11 protein-coding genes and 2 pseudogenes are annotated in these 14,883 nt (G+C 62.7%); 7 read left to right on the forward strand and 6 right to left on the reverse strand.

The genetic code is table 11. From position 1 onward, the window contains the following. Positions 1-2: 2 nt before the first annotated feature. The 5 genes and pseudogenes from M1E16_RS10010 to M1E16_RS10030 all read right to left on the reverse strand — a co-directional run bounded on the left by M1E16_RS10010 (position 3) and on the right by M1E16_RS10030 (position 3,834). Positions 3-1,766 carry an L-lactate permease gene (locus M1E16_RS10010; RefSeq protein WP_434624635.1) on the reverse strand — a complete coding sequence of 588 codons (1,764 nt, stop codon included), beginning with the start codon at positions 1,764-1,766 and terminating at the stop codon, positions 3-5. Between the two features lie 448 nt (positions 1,767-2,214). Further along, positions 2,215-2,289 (reverse strand): annotated as a pseudogene (locus M1E16_RS10015) (DUF6124 family protein); the annotation flags it as partial. A gap of 144 nt (positions 2,290-2,433) precedes the next feature. Beyond that, positions 2,434-2,508 (reverse strand): annotated as a pseudogene (locus M1E16_RS10020) (DUF6124 family protein); the annotation flags it as partial. Positions 2,509-2,658: 150 nt separating this feature from the next. Beyond that, positions 2,659-3,039: a RidA family protein gene (locus M1E16_RS10025; protein WP_458129779.1), complete on the reverse strand. Its 381-nt coding sequence runs from the start codon at positions 3,037-3,039 to the stop codon at positions 2,659-2,661. A gap of 111 nt (positions 3,040-3,150) precedes the next feature. Continuing rightward, positions 3,151-3,834: an SOS response-associated peptidase family protein gene (locus tag M1E16_RS10030; RefSeq protein WP_458129780.1), complete on the reverse strand. Its 684-nt coding sequence runs from the start codon at positions 3,832-3,834 to the stop codon at positions 3,151-3,153. A gap of 294 nt (positions 3,835-4,128) precedes the next feature. Between M1E16_RS10030 and M1E16_RS10035 the strand changes: the two genes are divergently transcribed. From M1E16_RS10035 to M1E16_RS10045, 3 genes are all read left to right on the forward strand, one after another. Continuing rightward, on the forward strand, positions 4,129-5,304 hold the full coding sequence (locus tag M1E16_RS10035) for a hypothetical protein (protein WP_434603800.1): 1,176 nt from the start codon (positions 4,129-4,131) through the stop codon (positions 5,302-5,304). After that, entirely contained in the window at positions 5,301-6,026 is a 726-nt protein-coding gene (locus M1E16_RS10040) for a ferritin-like domain-containing protein (protein ID WP_434624627.1), read from the forward strand. Before M1E16_RS10035 ends, M1E16_RS10040 begins: the two co-directional genes overlap by 4 nt. Positions 6,027-6,105: 79 nt before the next feature. Then, the gene (locus M1E16_RS10045) at positions 6,106-6,372 is read left to right on the forward strand and encodes a hypothetical protein (protein ID WP_434624625.1); all 267 of its coding nucleotides are present in this window, start codon (positions 6,106-6,108) and stop codon (positions 6,370-6,372) included. Between the two features lie 1,708 nt (positions 6,373-8,080). Here the strand turns inward: M1E16_RS10045 and galE are convergent. Continuing rightward, positions 8,081-9,127, reverse strand: coding sequence for a UDP-glucose 4-epimerase GalE (gene galE, locus M1E16_RS10050; protein ID WP_458130302.1), 1,047 nt, complete (start codon positions 9,125-9,127; stop codon positions 8,081-8,083). Positions 9,128-9,485: 358 nt separating this feature from the next. Between galE and M1E16_RS10055 the strand changes: the two genes are divergently transcribed. From M1E16_RS10055 to M1E16_RS10070, 4 genes are all read left to right on the forward strand, one after another. Continuing rightward, complete coding sequence (locus tag M1E16_RS10055; protein ID WP_434652746.1) at positions 9,486-10,640, forward strand: glycosyltransferase family 1 protein; 1,155 nt, start codon at positions 9,486-9,488, stop codon at positions 10,638-10,640. Then, the gene (gene glf, locus M1E16_RS10060) at positions 10,628-11,809 is read left to right on the forward strand and encodes a UDP-galactopyranose mutase (RefSeq protein WP_458129781.1); all 1,182 of its coding nucleotides are present in this window, start codon (positions 10,628-10,630) and stop codon (positions 11,807-11,809) included. Before M1E16_RS10055 ends, glf begins: the two co-directional genes overlap by 13 nt. Positions 11,810-11,873: 64 nt before the next feature. After that, positions 11,874-12,980, forward strand: a complete 1,107-nt coding sequence (locus M1E16_RS10065) for a beta-glucosidase (protein WP_458130303.1) — start codon at positions 11,874-11,876, stop codon at positions 12,978-12,980. After that, a complete protein-coding gene (locus M1E16_RS10070; RefSeq protein WP_458129782.1) occupies positions 12,977-14,743 on the forward strand; it encodes an ABC transporter ATP-binding protein in 1,767 nt (588 codons plus the stop codon). Before M1E16_RS10065 ends, M1E16_RS10070 begins: the two co-directional genes overlap by 4 nt. Positions 14,744-14,883: the final 140 nt, after the last annotated feature.

Genomic DNA, 14,883 nt, shown 5'->3' on the forward strand with positions numbered 1-14,883 from the left:
GGTTACTTTCCTCCCACCACCATGTGACTGAACGGCTCGACATACGCCTGCAACGTCACCAGCCCGCCCACCAGAATCGCCAGCACCACCGAGTGGAAAAACACGTAGCGCAGGATTTCCCCTTCGTGGCCGTACCAGCGGGTCGCGGTGGAGGCGACCACGATCGATTGGGCGTCGACCATCTTGCCCATCACCCCGCCGGAACTGTTAGCGGCGGCCATCAACACCGGGCTGATTCCCAACTGCTCTGCCGTGACCCGTTGCAAACCGCCGAACAGCACGTTTGACGCCGTGTCCGAACCGGTCAGCGCCACGCCGAGCCAGCCCAGCAGCGTGCCGAACATCGGGTAGAAGATGCCCGTCGCGGCAAACGCCAGGCCCATGGTCGCGTCCAGGCCCGAATAGCGCGTAAGAAAGCCCAACGCCAACATGGCGACAATGGTGATCAGCGAATAGCGCACCACCCACAGCGTTCGCAGGTATTGGCGCGCCAGTTGCGGGATCGAATAGCCCATCAGCAAGCCGCCGAGAATGGCCGCCAGGAAGATGCCGCTGCCGGTGGCGGTGAACCAGTTGAATTTGTAGACCGCTTCCTCGGTTTTCGGCTGGGGCACCACCGGCGGGACCTTTTCGATTTGCTGGTGGATGGTGCCGAAGGTCAGCAGCGGCGAGAAGATCGGATTCGCCTCGCGCATTGGCTTGCCCTGGGGATCGAGCCTGGCCGATTGGGTCTGCGGGTCGAGGGCCGGGCGGGTGTCGAACAGATTCTTGAAGCCCTGGGTGCCCCAGGCAAACACGAAGACCGTGAGGATGATCCACGGCATCCACGCCCGCAGCACGGCGGGGCGGTTGTCGCTGGCGAAGGCGCCGCTGGCCACCGGCGTCTGTTGCTCGCTGGGGTCGATCTTCGAATCATCGTGCCGGCCTGACAACGCCGCCGAGGTATGCACCGTGGCCGGTTTCCAGACCTTGAGGAAACCGGTCAGGCAGGCCATGGAAATCAGCGCGGCAATCACGTCCACCAGCATCGGGCCGTGGTAGTTCGATACCAGGAACTGCGGGATGGCGAAGCTGACGCCGGCCACCAGGATCGCCGGCCAGACTTCGAGCATCTTGCGCCAACCGGCGAACGCCCAGATCAGCCAGAACGGTACGATCACCGAGAAAAACGGCAACTGCCGGCCGACCATCATCGACAGCTCCATTTCATCCAGCCCGGTGACCTTGGCGAGCGTGATGATCGGCGTACCCAGCGCGCCGAACGCCACTGGCGCGGTATTGGCGATTAGCGCCAGGCCCGAGGCGGCAAGGGGCGAAAAGCCCAGCCCGATCAGGATCGCCCCGGTCACCGCCACTGGCGTGCCGAAGCCCGCCGCGCCCTCGAAGAAGGCACCGAAACAGAAGGCAATCAGCAGCAATTGCAGACGCCGATCGTCAGTGATGCGCGCCAGGGAATCCTGCAGGACCTTGAACGAACCGTTCTCGGTGGTCAGCCGGTGCAGGAAGATGATGTTGAGCACGATCCAGCCGATGGGCAGCAGGCCGTTGGCCGCACCATAAAGGGCCGCCGAACCGGCCATGTCGGCGGGCATGCCGAAGGCGAAAATCGCGATGAGCAACGCCGAGGCCAGGGCGTACAACGCCGCCAGGTGCGCCTTGACATGAAAGAACGCCAGGGCCGCCAGCATCACCACCACCGGAACCGCCGCCAGGAGCGTCGAGAGCACCGCATTACCGAAGGGATCGTAGACTTGTTGCCAGACCATGTTCCACCTCTGCTTTTTATTGTTGGAAGTGCAGGCCCCGGGGGGATTGGCAGAGAAGTATAGGCGGGGATTTGGTAAGCGATTGCCTGCCAACCCCCCGTGGCGAGGGAGCTTGCTCCCGCTGGGTGGCGAAGCCGCCCCAAAATTTCTGCCTTGGCAAAAAGCTTGGGCCTGCTGCGCAGGCCAGCGGGAGCAAGCTCCCTCGCCACAGGGAGCTGTGCAACGGCGGCTAGCGGGCCTCGACGTTATCCAGCGCGCGGTTCGCCAGCAGCCCGCTCAGCTCGATCAGTTGCTGGATGCCCAGCTTTAACAACCCCGTGGCGAGGGAGCTTGCTCCCGCTGGGTGGCGAAGCCGCCCCAAAAATTTCTGTCTTGGCAAAAAGCTTGGGCCTGCTGCGCAGGCCAGCGGAAGCAAGCTCCCTCGCCACAGGGAGCTGTGCAACGGCGGCTAGCGGGCCTCGACGTTATCCAGCGCGCGGTTCGCCAGCAGCCCGCTCAGCTCGATCAGTTGCTGGATGCCCAGCTTTAACAACCCCGTGGCGAGGGAGCTTGCTCCCGCTGGGTGGCGAAGCCGCCCCAAAAATTTCTGTCTTGGCAAAAAGCTTGGGCCTGCTGCGCAGGCCAGCGGGAGCAAGCTCCCTCGCCACAGGGAGCTGTGCAACGGCGGCTAGCGGGCCTCGACGTTATCCAGAGCGCGGTTCGCCAGCAGCCCGCTCAGCTCGATCAGTTGCTGGATGCCCAGCTTTAACAACCCCGTGGCGAGGGAGCTTGCTCCCGCTGGGTGGCGAAGCCGCCCCAAAAATTTCTGCCCTGGCAAAAAAGCTTGGGCCTGCTGCGCAGGCCAGCGGGAGCAAGCTCCCTCGCCACGAGGCTGATTCGTAAGACCGTGCGCTCAGCCCTTCGCCGCCATCGCCGTCACTTCCACTTTCATGCCTTCCACCGCCAGCGCCGCCACGCCCACCGCGGCGCGCACCGGCCAGGGCTTGGCGAAGAAGCGTTTGTAGACTTCATTGAAAGCCGCGCGATCGGCCATGTCGGTCAGGTAGATGGTCAAGTGCAACACGCGGTCCATGGAGCTGCCGGCGCGTTCGAGGGCGGTCTTGAGCGCCTGCAACGTGCATTCGCTCTGCGCCGTGATGTCGCCCAGCTCCAGGCTGCCGTCCGCGCGGGTCGGGATCTGGGTGGAAACCAGCAAGCCGCCGAAACCGGCGACGTCGGAGGAGATGGAGTCTGCGTCCGGGTCGGGGGTGAACGTGATGTCTTGGTTCGCCATGGAAGTCTCGTGCTCGAAAAGAAAGGAGGCCAGTCGCGTCAAAACGACTGGCCTGCCAGTTTAACGCCGATCTTCGGGCTGTCAGCCACTTCCTCCGGTTCGAGGCCGCCGTCACCGTCGGCCCTGGACCATTCGCTTGGCGGTCAGCACGTGCTCCAGTTGCGGTTCGGCGACCGCTACGTGGGCGGCCATGTCGCGGGCCTGTTCCCAATCCAGCTCCGGGCGCAACCATTCGAGGGCGTTCTCGCCGGTGAAGGCCAGCAGGCGCTGCTGTTGATTGACCATATCGCCGTAGGTCACCAGGGCCAGCCCGTCACAGCCGTTGGGCGTTTCACTGGCCTGGGCCAGGGCGGCGAGGAAGATCGGTGAGGATTGCCGCGACGTCGTATAGCTCAGGCGCTTGGACTGGGCGTGCGCGCCAGTCTCCGCGGCGGCTTCGTACCAGCCATCCACCGCCACCAGGACGCGACCGTCGCGCTTGATCCGGTCGAACACCTTGGAGCGCATCACCAGGTGCAAGGGCAGGTGGGTCAGCGGCGGCATCGTGCCCATCGACCACACGGGCGACCACCCCCAGCGCACCTTGATGCACTCCAGGCGCCCGCCACGGTTGCGTATGGCGCTGACCTGCATGTTCGGCTTGATCACGCTTTGTCGCTCATGCAGCGAGGGCTCCGCCGCAGCGTGAAGGCTGTCGGCGGACAAGCTTGATGGGTTGGCACCGAAGGGGTCGCGCTGGGCAAAAAACGCCAGGGAATCCTTGGAAGAAACGGGCTGAACGAAACATTCACACATCGCGAAAACTCCAGGCAGATATTGACTACAACCCGCCGTTGAAGCCGCAAAAAACGAGTCGTCTTCAGTCGGTTGCGGCGGTGTTATGTAGCTCCGAGCCGGCGCGCCAAAGCTTGGTTCGAAAATCCTTATCGTCACCGGATGAGCGGAAAATCAAGCGGCATTTCATCCACTTATACGACCGCTCATCGTCTGCACGGAGAGCCGCGCAATTTCCCAAGGTCGTTCGTTTTGTCCCCGCTGCTGTTGCATCGACGGCGTATCGCGAGGCCTCTGATGAAGGAGAAATGACCCATGACCAAAATCGACAACCTGCTGGATAACAAAGGGACGCCGCTGGACAAGCAGACGTTTACCTGGCGTGACCTGGCCGGCAAACCCATCAGCAAACTGGATGACGATGCGTTCACCCGAGTGCGGGTGATCCTGATGAACGGCGTCGAATCCGACGCGCTGCGCCTCAAGCATTTCGGCGCGCGTTTCCACAAGGAATTGCAACTGCCCTTGGCCCAGGTAAGGCGCGCCGAGCAGCATCAGATGACCGCGATAAACTGGCTGCTGTCGGCTGATCATTCGCCGCTTGAAACCACCGTGGCCTACGAACAGGTCGCGATCGAAGTGACTGCCGCCGTCGCCCAGAACGAGCCCGACCCTTATCAGGCGCAGACCTACCGTTTTGGCCTGCTGGAAGATTTCGACCACCTCTATCGTTACTCGGCCATGCTTGATCGATTGGAAGGCAAAGACGCCAACAACATCTTGCAAGGCTACACGGACATCGTGCCCGGCCGGCCCACTAGCGAGCACCACCGTGCCCCCGGCGATGACCTGCGCGACAACTACAAGAAGGAGAACGCCGCGCTGATCACCAAGATCCATGCAGCGTTGATCACCGGTGCGGAATACCAGACCCACGATTACTACATGAACATCGGTCCGCTGTTTGCCGACCCGGTGGCGCGCGCGTTGTATGCCGAAATCGCCTCGGTGGAAGAGCAGCATGTCACCCAATATGGCTCGTTGCAGGACCCCAGCGAAACCTTCATGGAGAAGTGGCTGGTGCATGAAGCGATGGAGGTCTACACCTACGCCAGTTGCGCCGAGCAGGAAGAAAATCCACGGATCAAGGCGATGTGGGAACGCTTCGTCGACTACGAGCTGGGGCACTTGAACCTGGCTTGCGAATTGTTCAAGAAGTACGAGCGACGCGACCCCGCAGAGGTGCTCAGCGGCCAGTTGCCGCGCATGATCGAGTTCAAGAGCCAGCGTGATTTCGTCCGTGAGACGCTGTCCCGGGAAGTGGATTTGCGAGCCCACGGCATCGACTACGTGCCCAAGGAACGCGAAGGCCACGCTTCCCTCGACTACCGCGCCCAGCTCAACAGCGAAGGCGTGCCTGCCAACATCGTCTCCGCCGGCTACACCTTCAAGCCCGGCACCGAACTCAACCCAGTGGGAGAACAGCAATGAGCGAACGCCAAGTCACCATCGGCATGAATCGTACCGGCGTCCAGATGTCTCCCGAAGACACCGCTCGCCAACTGGAAGCCACCCGCCTGTTTCCGGCGGATGTGCCGGGCGACGTGAGCGCCTACACGGCAGAACGCGAGCGCGCCATTCGCGAGGCCGACCTGATCGGCTCGGTACCGGCACCGGGTTCGGTCAAAGGCGTGGTCAAGACCGCACTGGACAAAACCATCGGCAAGGCGCCCGAAGTGCTGCTGGACAAGCTCGGCGAACGCCTGGCCTTCGAGCGCACCGGCGTGCGCCTGTATGAGGCGATGGTCGCCAAGGCCACAGCCGCGCCCGGGGCTGATCCGGCGTTGGTAGAGACCTTGCGGCAGATCCAGGCCGAGGAGCTCGAACACATGAACATCGTGCGCGAAGCCATCGAAACCCTTGGCGGCGACCCAACCGCGATGACGCCATGCGCGGACGTGGCGGGAGTCAAGGCGATGGGCGTGCTGCAGGTACTGACGGACCCACGCACCACCGTTTCCCAGTCGATGAGCGCGATCCTGACCATCGAGCTGGAAGACAACGCTGCCTGGGAATTGCTGATCGAGCTGGCGAAGAAGGGCGGTCACCCGCTGATCGCCAAGCGCTTCGGCCACGCCCTGGAGCAGGAGGAAACGCACCTGGCCACGGTGCGCGACTTCATCAGGCAAGACCTGCTCGCGCAAGTGAGTTGAGGCTTGTTTCACTGCGGGCTCCACCCTGTTTTTTTCCGGGGCGGAGCCCTTGGCTCGAACTTTTGAAGGACACCCGCCCGTGAGTGAAACCGACCTTGAGATGGAATTGAAAGCCTGGCGGCTGTTGCTGGAAGACGATGCATATCGCCTGGACTTTCCCGAAGATTATTACGACACGTTGATCCGGCGCGCGGATGAATTGGTGTTGCATGAATTGATCAGTCTGGAGGATTGGCAATTGCTCAAGGACGCGGCGGACCAGGCTTACCAACTGACGGTGGAAATGCTGGCGCGCAACCAGCGCGATTGTCTGAGTGTGCAGGGAATGCGCTTGCCCCGGGCTTGATTTTCGTTGCGCCGCCAAGCCCATGTGGGAGCGAGCAGGCTCGCTCCCACCTTTTTGATCTGTGGCAGACACAGGTTTTGTATACGCCGCCAAACCTATGTGGGAGCGAGCCTGCTCGCGAAGGCGGCGGCGCAGGCGATGAAGATGTTGGGTGTACCGACCTCTTCGCGAGCAGGCTCGCTCCCACATTTGGATCTACGGCGGACGCCAGATCTCGGACACTCCGCAAAACCCATGTGGGAGCGAGCCTGCTCGCGAAGGCGGCATGGGCGATGAAGATGTTGGATGTGCCGGCCTCATCGCGAGCAAGCTCGCTCCCACATTCGGATCTACGGCGGACGCCAGATCTCGGACACTCCGCAAAACCCATGTGGGAGCGAGCCTGCTCGCGAAGGCGGCGGCACAGGCGATGAAGGTGTTGGATGTACCGGCCTCTTCGCGAGCAGGCTCGCTCCCACATTTGGATCTACGGCGGACGCCAGATCTCGGACACTCCGCAAAACCCATGTGGGAGCGAGCCTGCTCGCGAAGGCGGCGGCACAGGCGATGAAGATGTTGGATGTACCGGCCTCTTCGCGAGCAGGCTCGCTCCCACATTTGGATCTACGGCGGACGCCAGATCTCGGACACTCCGCAAAACCCATGTGGGAGCGAGCCTGCTCGCGAAGGCGGCGGCACAGGCGATGAAGATGTTGGATGTGCCGGCCTCTTCGCGAGCAGGCTCGCTCCCACATTGGATCTACGGCGGATGGCAGTTCTCGGACACTCCGCAAAACCCATGTGGGAGCGGGCTTGCCCGCGAAGGCGGCGGCGCAGGCGATGAAGGTGTTGGATGTGCCGGCCTCTTCTCGAGCAGGCTCGCTCCCACATTGGATCTACGGCGGATGGCAGTTCTCGGACACTCCGCAAAACCCATGTGGGAGCGGGTCTGCCCGCGAAGGCGGCGGCGCAGGCGATGAAGATGTTGGATGTACCGGCCTCTTCGCGAGCAGGCTCGCTCCCACATTGGATCTACGGCGGATGGCAGTTCTCGGACACTCCGCAAAACCCATGTGGGAGCGGGCTTGCCCGCGAAGGCGGCGGCGCAGGCGATGAAGATGTTGGATGTGGCGGCCTCTCCGCGAGCAGGCTCGCTCCCACATTTGGATCTACGGCGGACGCCAGATCTCGGACACTCCGCAAACCCATGTGGGAGCGAGCCTGCTCGCGAAGGCGGCGGCGCAGGCGATGAAGGTGTTGGACGTGCCGGCCTCTTCGCGAGCAGGCTCGCTCCCACATTTGGATCTACGGCGGACGCCAGATCTCGGACACTCCGCAAAACCCATGTGGGAGCGAGCCTGCTCGCGAAGGCGGCGGCACAGGCGATGAAGGTGTTGGATGTGCCGGCCTCTTCGCGAGCAGGCTCGCTCCCACATTAGGATCTGCGGCGGACGCCAGACCTCAGACACTCCGCCAAACCCGTGTGGGAGCGAGCTTGCTCGCGAAGGCGGCGGCACAGGCGATGAAGATGTTGGATGTACCGGCCTCATCGCGAGCAGGCTCGCTCCCACCTTTTTGATCTGTGGCAGACACAGATTTTGTATACGCCGCAAAACCCATGTGGGAGCGAGCCTGCTCGCGAAGGCGGCGGCGCAGGCGATGAAGATGTTGGATGTGCCGGCCTCTTCGCGAGCGGGCTCGCTCCCACAGATGTTGAACAATCCAGCGATCATCCCTGCTCGATACTCCGCAACACCACCTCCCGCGGCTCGACCCGAGGAAAATTCAGGCGCTGCCAGCGCCAGGCATCCTCCAACATGCGCTCAAGCCCATGATGTGCAGTCCAGCCCAACTGCTCGGCTGCCTTGCCCGGATCCGCCCAGCAACGCGCAATGTCTCCCGGACGACGCGCTTCAAAAGCCAGCGGCACCTTCGCTCCGGTCGCCCGCTCGAAAGCACTGACCACCTCCAGCACCGAATAACCACGCCCGGTGCCCAGGTTCCAGACGTGCACACCCGTCTGTTCGCGCAGGAATGCCAGAGCCTGCAAGTGCCCCTCGGCCAGATCCACCACATGCACATAATCCCTGATCCCGGTGCCATCCGGCGTCGGGTAGTCGGAGCCGAAAATCCGCAGCGCCTCGCGCTCGCCGTTGGCCACCTGCAACAGGTATGGCAAAAGGTTGTTGGGGGTCTGCGTCGGCGTCTCTCCCAGCAGGCCTGAACAATGCGCGCCGATCGGGTTGAAGTAGCGCAGCAAGCCGATCGACCAGCGGGCGTCGGAGGCGGCGGTGCTGCGCATGACGTGTTCGGCCATCAGTTTCGACTGGCCGTACGGGTTGGTTGGCTGCCCGGTCGGGCAGGTTTCGGCGATGGGCATCTGGGCGCAATCGCCGTAGACCGTCGCCGATGAGCTGAACACCAGGTTGAACACGCCGGCTTCGGCCATCGCCTGGCACAGCGTCACGCTGCCGCTGACGTTCGTATCGAAATACCTCAGCGGTTCACGCACGCTTTCACCCACCGCCTTGAGCCCGGCGCAATGAACGACGGCCTCGATGGGGTACTCCCTGAAGACCTTGTCCAGTGCGCGACGGCTTCTCACGTCGGCATGGACAAAAACCGGCTCCCGCCCCGTCACGTCCGATATGCGCTGCACGGTTGCCCGGGAGCTGTTGCAAAGGTTGTCGAGGATCACCACCTCGTCGCCGCGGTTCATCAACTCGACCGCCACATGGGCGCCGATATAACCCGCACCACCTGTCACCAGAATCATCATTCAGTCCCCCTCGATTATCCCTGTCCTGGTGTCTCTTGGACGAGACACTCGGCGTTGTCCGGCGGTCTCTTTCGGCAGTGGTGCGCGTTGGAGACATCAGCCTGTTCTGTTGAGTGTGGTGGCGGGCTCCAGGAGTTCAGAGCAGTTGACTGACCGGTGTGTGCACTTGGTCGGCTGGCTGGAAGAAGATTTGGAACGGCATCGGAACCGGCTTTCTCAAACGTCCACAAGGCCAGGCGTGAGAGGAGTTACCAGGTCTTGTTTGCCAGGCGCAGCAGCGCCGGATCGCGGTAGGCCCAGCATCGATCTACAAACATCGATCTTCAGACATCGATCTTGAGAAAAGGAACGTCACATGAATCAACAAGAACATCTTCATCCCGATCACAGCGCCGCGCCCGCCGCGAGCTTGCGACCTACGCTGTTGTGCCTGTCGCACCTGCGCTGGGGCTTTGTCTATCAGCGGCCGCAACACGTGATGTCGCGATTGGCCAGGGACTACGACGTACTGTTTTTCGAAGAACCGATATTCGAAGGGCGGCAGTCCGCGCACCTGGAAAGCTATGCGGTGGCGGAGGGGGTGACGGTGCTGGTGCCCAGGCTCCCCGAGGGGCTGGATGAAGCCCAGGTGATCGCCACCCAGCGTGAATTGCTCGATGCCTGGCTGGCAGAGCACTGGCCGAGTGAGTTGATGCTCTGGTACCTCACGCCTATGAGCCAGGCCTTCACCGATCACCTGGAGGCCAATGTGGTGATTTTCGATTGCATGGACGAGCTCTCGGCCTTCAAGTTTGCGCCGCCCGCGTTGGTGGAGATGGAGCGGCGGCTGATGGCCAAGGCCGATGTGGTGTTCACCGGCGGATACAGCCTCTGGGAGGCCAAGCGCGAGCATCACGACAACGTCCACGCCATGCCCAGCAGCGTTGATATCACGCACTTTGCCGCGGCCAGGCAGCCGATTCCCGACCCGGCGGACCAGGCTGATATCGGTCATCCGCGCCTGGGTTTCTTTGGCGTCATCGATGAGCGTTTTGATATCGAGCTGGTACGTGAACTGGCGACGCAGCGGCCGGACTGGCACATCGTGTTGATCGGGCCGGTGGTGAAGATCGATCCGCAGACGTTGCCGCGCCTGGCGAATATTCACTACCTGGGCGCCAAGCAATATGAAGAGCTGCCGGCGTACCTGGCGGGTTGGGACGTGGCGTTGATGCCATTCGCGTTGAACGAATCCACTCGCTTCATCAGCCCCACCAAAACGCCCGAATACCTGGCGGGCGGATGCCCGGTGGTGTCCACGCCGATCCGCGATGTGGTCAATGGTTACGGTGAGAGTGGTGTGGTCGCGATTGCCGATTCGCCCCAGGGATTCATCGACGCGATCCAGGCCGCGCTCGACCTGCGGACCCAGCCAGGAGTGGTTGCGCAGTACGCCGACAAAGCGCTGGACGGCATGTCCTGGGACAAGACCTGCGCGCAGATGAAGGAGCAGATCGAATGCCAACGATAACCCTCGATTCCCTTGATAACGCCCAGGGCGGCGCGCCGTACGACTACCTGATCGTCGGCGCCGGTTTCGCCGGCAGCGTGCTGGCCGAGCGGCTGGCCGAAGGATTGGGCAAGCGCGTGCTGCTGGTCGATCGTCGCGATCACATCGGCGGCAATGCATACGACCACTTGGACGAGGCGGGCGTGCTGGTCCATCGCTACGGGCCGCACATCTTCCACACCAATGCCCAGCGCATTGTCGATTACCTGTCACGGTTCACCGAATGGCGCCCGTACGAGCATCGAGTGCTGGCCCAGGTCGATGAGCACCGGGTGCCGATTCCCATCAACCTGACGACGCTCAATACGCTGTTCGGCTTGTCCATGGATGAAGCGCAGGCCGAGGCCTTCCTGGCGCAGCGGGCGGAGCCGGTCGAGTCGATCCGGACTTCGGAGGACGTGGTCATCAACCAGATCGGCCGCGAGCTGTATGAGAAATTCTTTCGTGGCTACACCCGCAAGCAGTGGGGCCTGGACCCTTCGCAGCTGGACAAGTCGGTGACCTCGCGGGTGCCGACACGGACCAATACCGATGATCGGTATTTCACCGACGAGTTCCAGATGATGCCGCTGCACGGCTATACACGGATGTTCGAGCGCATGCTCGCCCATCCGAACATCGATATCTTGTTGGCGACCGATTTCAAAGAGGTTCGCCAGCGCATCCCCTATCGGGAACTGGTCTATTGCGGGCCGATCGATGAGTACTTCGAATACTGCTTCGGCCATCTGCCGTATCGCTCGTTGCGCTTTCAGCATGAAACGCTGGATGCGCCGCAGTTCCAGCCGGTGGCAGTGGTCAACTATCCGGACGAGCGCGTGCCCTATACACGAATCACCGAGTACAAGCACCTCACCGGGCAGGAGCATCCGCGCACCAGCATCAGCTACGAGTTTCCCTGCGCCGATGGCGACCCTTACTACCCGGTTCCGCGCCCGGAAAACGCCGAGCTGTACAAACGCTACAAGGCCCTGGCCGACGAAACACCCGGGGTGACTTTTCTCGGTCGGCTCGGCACCTACAAGTACTACAACATGGATCAGGTGGTCGGTCAGGCGCTGGCGCTGTATCAGCGCATCGCCGAGGGCGAAGGGGTCGTGACGAGGGCTCACGAGGTCGAGCCGGGTTGATCCCGGCTTCATCCAGACACTGGGAGACAGCAGCGTGCAGGAGAGGATCTTCAACAGTTTCGTGATGGCCGGCTACGAGTGTTCCACTCATCGCCGTGCCGATGGACGTCGACTGGATATGCTCGCCGCGACTCGCCATGACCGCTGGGCCGAGCAGGATTACAGCCGGCTCGCCGACCTGGGCATTCGCTGCGCCAGGGATGGCTTGCGTTGGCATCTGATCGAGCAGCAGCCGGGTCGTTATGACTGGAGCAGTTTCCTGCCGATGCTGCGCGCCGCCCAGCGCTGCGATGTGCAAGTGGTGTGGGACCTGTGCCATTACGGCTACCCCGACGATCTGGACATCTGGCGGCCGGCCTTCGTCGAACGGTTTGCTCGCTTCGCCGGCGCCGTCGCGCGGCTGATGCGCGAGGAGGGGATCGAGACGGCGTTCTACTCGCCGATCAACGAGATATCTTTCTGGAGCTGGGCCGGCGGCGACGTCGGCTACTTCAACCCCACCGCCCGACAACGGGGCATGGAGCTCAAGCACCAGTTGGTGCGCGCGAGTATCGCGGCGATCGAGGCGATTCGCGAGGTGACTCCCGCCGCGCGATTTGTCCAGTGCGACCCTCTGATCAACGTGCGGTCCTTATCGCGGCGGGCCGAAGATATCGAGGCCGCCGAGGCGTATCGGTTATCCCAGTTCGAGGCGTGGGATCTGCTCACCGGCAGAAGCTGGCCGGGGTTGGGCGGGCGCGAGGAGTACCTGGATATTGTCGGCGTCAATTTCTATCCGCATAACCAGTGGTTCCTGCACGGCAATCGGATCGAGCCGGGCAGCGCGGATTATCGCCCGTTGGTGGGCATGCTCAGCGAAGTCCACCAGCGTTATCGAAGGCCGCTTCTGCTCTCTGAAACGGGCGCCGAAGATACCGCTCGGGTGCCCTGGCTGCACTACATCGGCGAGCAGTTGGCGCTGGGGATGGAGCGCGGCATTCCGATAGCAGGCATGTGCTGGTACCCGTTTCTCGACTACCCGGGTTGGGACGATGATCGCTACTGTCCCACTGGCGTGTTTGGCTATGCCGACAGCGAAGGCAGCCGCGCGTCTTTCCATCCACTGACGTTGGCAATGAAGTCCCTGCAGGCGCAGTTTGCCTCGTCCGTGGCCACGGTGCAGATGCCATGAACAGCCATCAGTCCCATGGCGCGCCGTTGCCGAATACCGCCATCGCGTTTTTGTGGCGATACGTCACCCTCAGGCCGTGGCATTTCGCGACGTTGTTTGTGCTGATTGTCGGTGCCGCCAGTTGCGCCGTGGCGGTGCAGTTCGGCATGAAGCTGCTGGTCGACGCGATGGCCCAGGGCAGGGAGGCGGCCGGGCATGTGTGGCTGCCGTTTACCGTGTTCATCGCGCTGATTGTGGTGGAAAACCTGTTCTGGCGTTCGGGCGGCTACCTGGGCTGCCGGACGGTGGTCGCCAGTTGCGCGGACTTGCGGATTGACCTGTTCAATCACCTGACCGGACACCCGATGCGCTATTTCTCCGAGCATTTCGCCGGAGCCCTGGCCAACCGGATCTCCTCGGCGGGCGCGGCAGCGGGTTCCATCTACGGTGGCCTGGCCTGGAAGATTATTCCACCTTGCGTGGATTTCATCGGTGCGGTGGTGGTGCTGTTTACCGTGCGGCTTTCCATGGGGTTAGCCTTGATCGGCGCGGTGATTGTGGTGGCTTCGCTGATCACCGTGATGGGGCTGCGCGGCCGCAGTCGGCATATCGATTTCGCTTCCCAGGCCGCACGCGTCGGTGGCGAGTTGGTGGACCAGGTCTCCAACGTCTGGACGATCAAGGCATTCTCCGCCCGACACCGCGAGCGGCGCCGGCTCGAACAGGCGATCGGCGTCGAGGCCAAGGCCCAGCGCCGCAGCTGGATCTACCTGGAAAAAGCCCGGGTCTTGCACGACATCTGCCTGTCGATCATGGCCGGCGGCATGCTCGGCTGGTCGATCCTGTTGTGGCAGGACGGACAGATCACCCCAGGCGATGTGGTGATGGTCAGCGCGTTGTCGTTTCGCATCCTGCACGGCTCGCGCGACCTGGCGCTGGCTTTGGTGGATACCTCGCAGCAGATGGGCGTGATTGCCGAGACGTTGCGCATCATCGTCCAGCCACACGCACTCAGCGACACCCCGGCGGAACTGGAGCCTGGGCGCGGCAATATCCGTTTCCTCGACGTCAGCTACAGCTATGCCGACGGGCGCGGCGCGATCAGGCATCTGTCCCTGGACATTCCGGCCGGCCAGAAAGTCGGCATCGTCGGGCCGTCGGGCGCGGGCAAATCGACATTGGTCAGTCTGGTCCAGCGCCTGGACGATGTGCGCAGTGGGGTGATCCTGATCGATGGCCGCGACGTGCGCTCGGTCAGTCAGGACAGCCTGCGCAGCCAGATCGCCGTGGTGCCTCAGGAGCCGGCGCTGTTCAATCGGACCATCTACGAAAACATCGCCTATGGCCAGCCCGATGCCACCGAGGCACAAGTCATCGACGCGGCCCGCCATGCCTATTGCGAAGAGTTCATCCGCGACCTGCCGGAAGGCTTCAACACCTTGGTGGGCGAGCGCGGCGTGATGCTCTCGGGCGGCCAACGCCAGCGCCTCGGGCTGGCGCGGGCGTTCCTCAAGAACGCACCGATTCTGATCCTCGACGAAGCCACCTCGGCACTGGATTCGGAATCCGAAGCCAAGGTGCAAATGGCCCTGGACGACCTGATGCGCGGTCGCACCGTGCTGGCGGTGGCGCACCGGCTGTCGACGGTTGCGCGGTTCGACCGGATCTTGGTCTTGCAGGGCGGAAGAATCATCGAAGACGGCTCACCCGATGAACTGCGCCAGCGTGAAGGGCCGTTCCAGACCCTGTGGCAGGCGCAGGGGCTGGAATTGGGCAAGCGTTAGCTGCCGATATTGGACGTGCCGCCGCCTTCGCGAGCAGGCTCGCTCCCACAGTGGAAATGAGGTTGGGCGTTGGATGTGCATGCGCCGCAGGACTGTGGGAGCGAGCCTGCTCGCGAAAGCGGTGGTTCAGTTTATGGAGA

Source organism: Pseudomonas sp. Z2-11, assembly GCF_054161305.1.

Bases quoted from the DNA above. Each gene is read 5' to 3' on its own strand.
- M1E16_RS10065 (WP_458130303.1), top strand. From the start codon at position 11,874: ATGGCCGGCTACGAGTGTTCCACTCATCGCCGTGCCGATGGACGTCGA.
- M1E16_RS10010 (WP_434624635.1), bottom strand. From the start codon at position 1,766: ATGGTCTGGCAACAAGTCTACGATCCCTTCGGTAATGCGGTGCTCTCG.
- M1E16_RS10025 (WP_458129779.1), bottom strand. From the start codon at position 3,039: ATGGCGAACCAAGACATCACGTTCACCCCCGACCCGGACGCAGACTCC.
- M1E16_RS10030 (WP_458129780.1), bottom strand. From the start codon at position 3,834: ATGTGTGAATGTTTCGTTCAGCCCGTTTCTTCCAAGGATTCCCTGGCG.
- M1E16_RS10040 (WP_434624627.1), top strand. From the start codon at position 5,301: ATGAGCGAACGCCAAGTCACCATCGGCATGAATCGTACCGGCGTCCAG.
- M1E16_RS10070 (WP_458129782.1), top strand. From the start codon at position 12,977: ATGAACAGCCATCAGTCCCATGGCGCGCCGTTGCCGAATACCGCCATC.
- M1E16_RS10035 (WP_434603800.1), top strand. From the start codon at position 4,129: ATGACCAAAATCGACAACCTGCTGGATAACAAAGGGACGCCGCTGGAC.
- galE (WP_458130302.1), bottom strand. From the start codon at position 9,127: ATGATTCTGGTGACAGGTGGTGCGGGTTATATCGGCGCCCATGTGGCG.
- M1E16_RS10055 (WP_434652746.1), top strand. From the start codon at position 9,486: ATGAATCAACAAGAACATCTTCATCCCGATCACAGCGCCGCGCCCGCC.
- glf (WP_458129781.1), top strand. From the start codon at position 10,628: ATGCCAACGATAACCCTCGATTCCCTTGATAACGCCCAGGGCGGCGCG.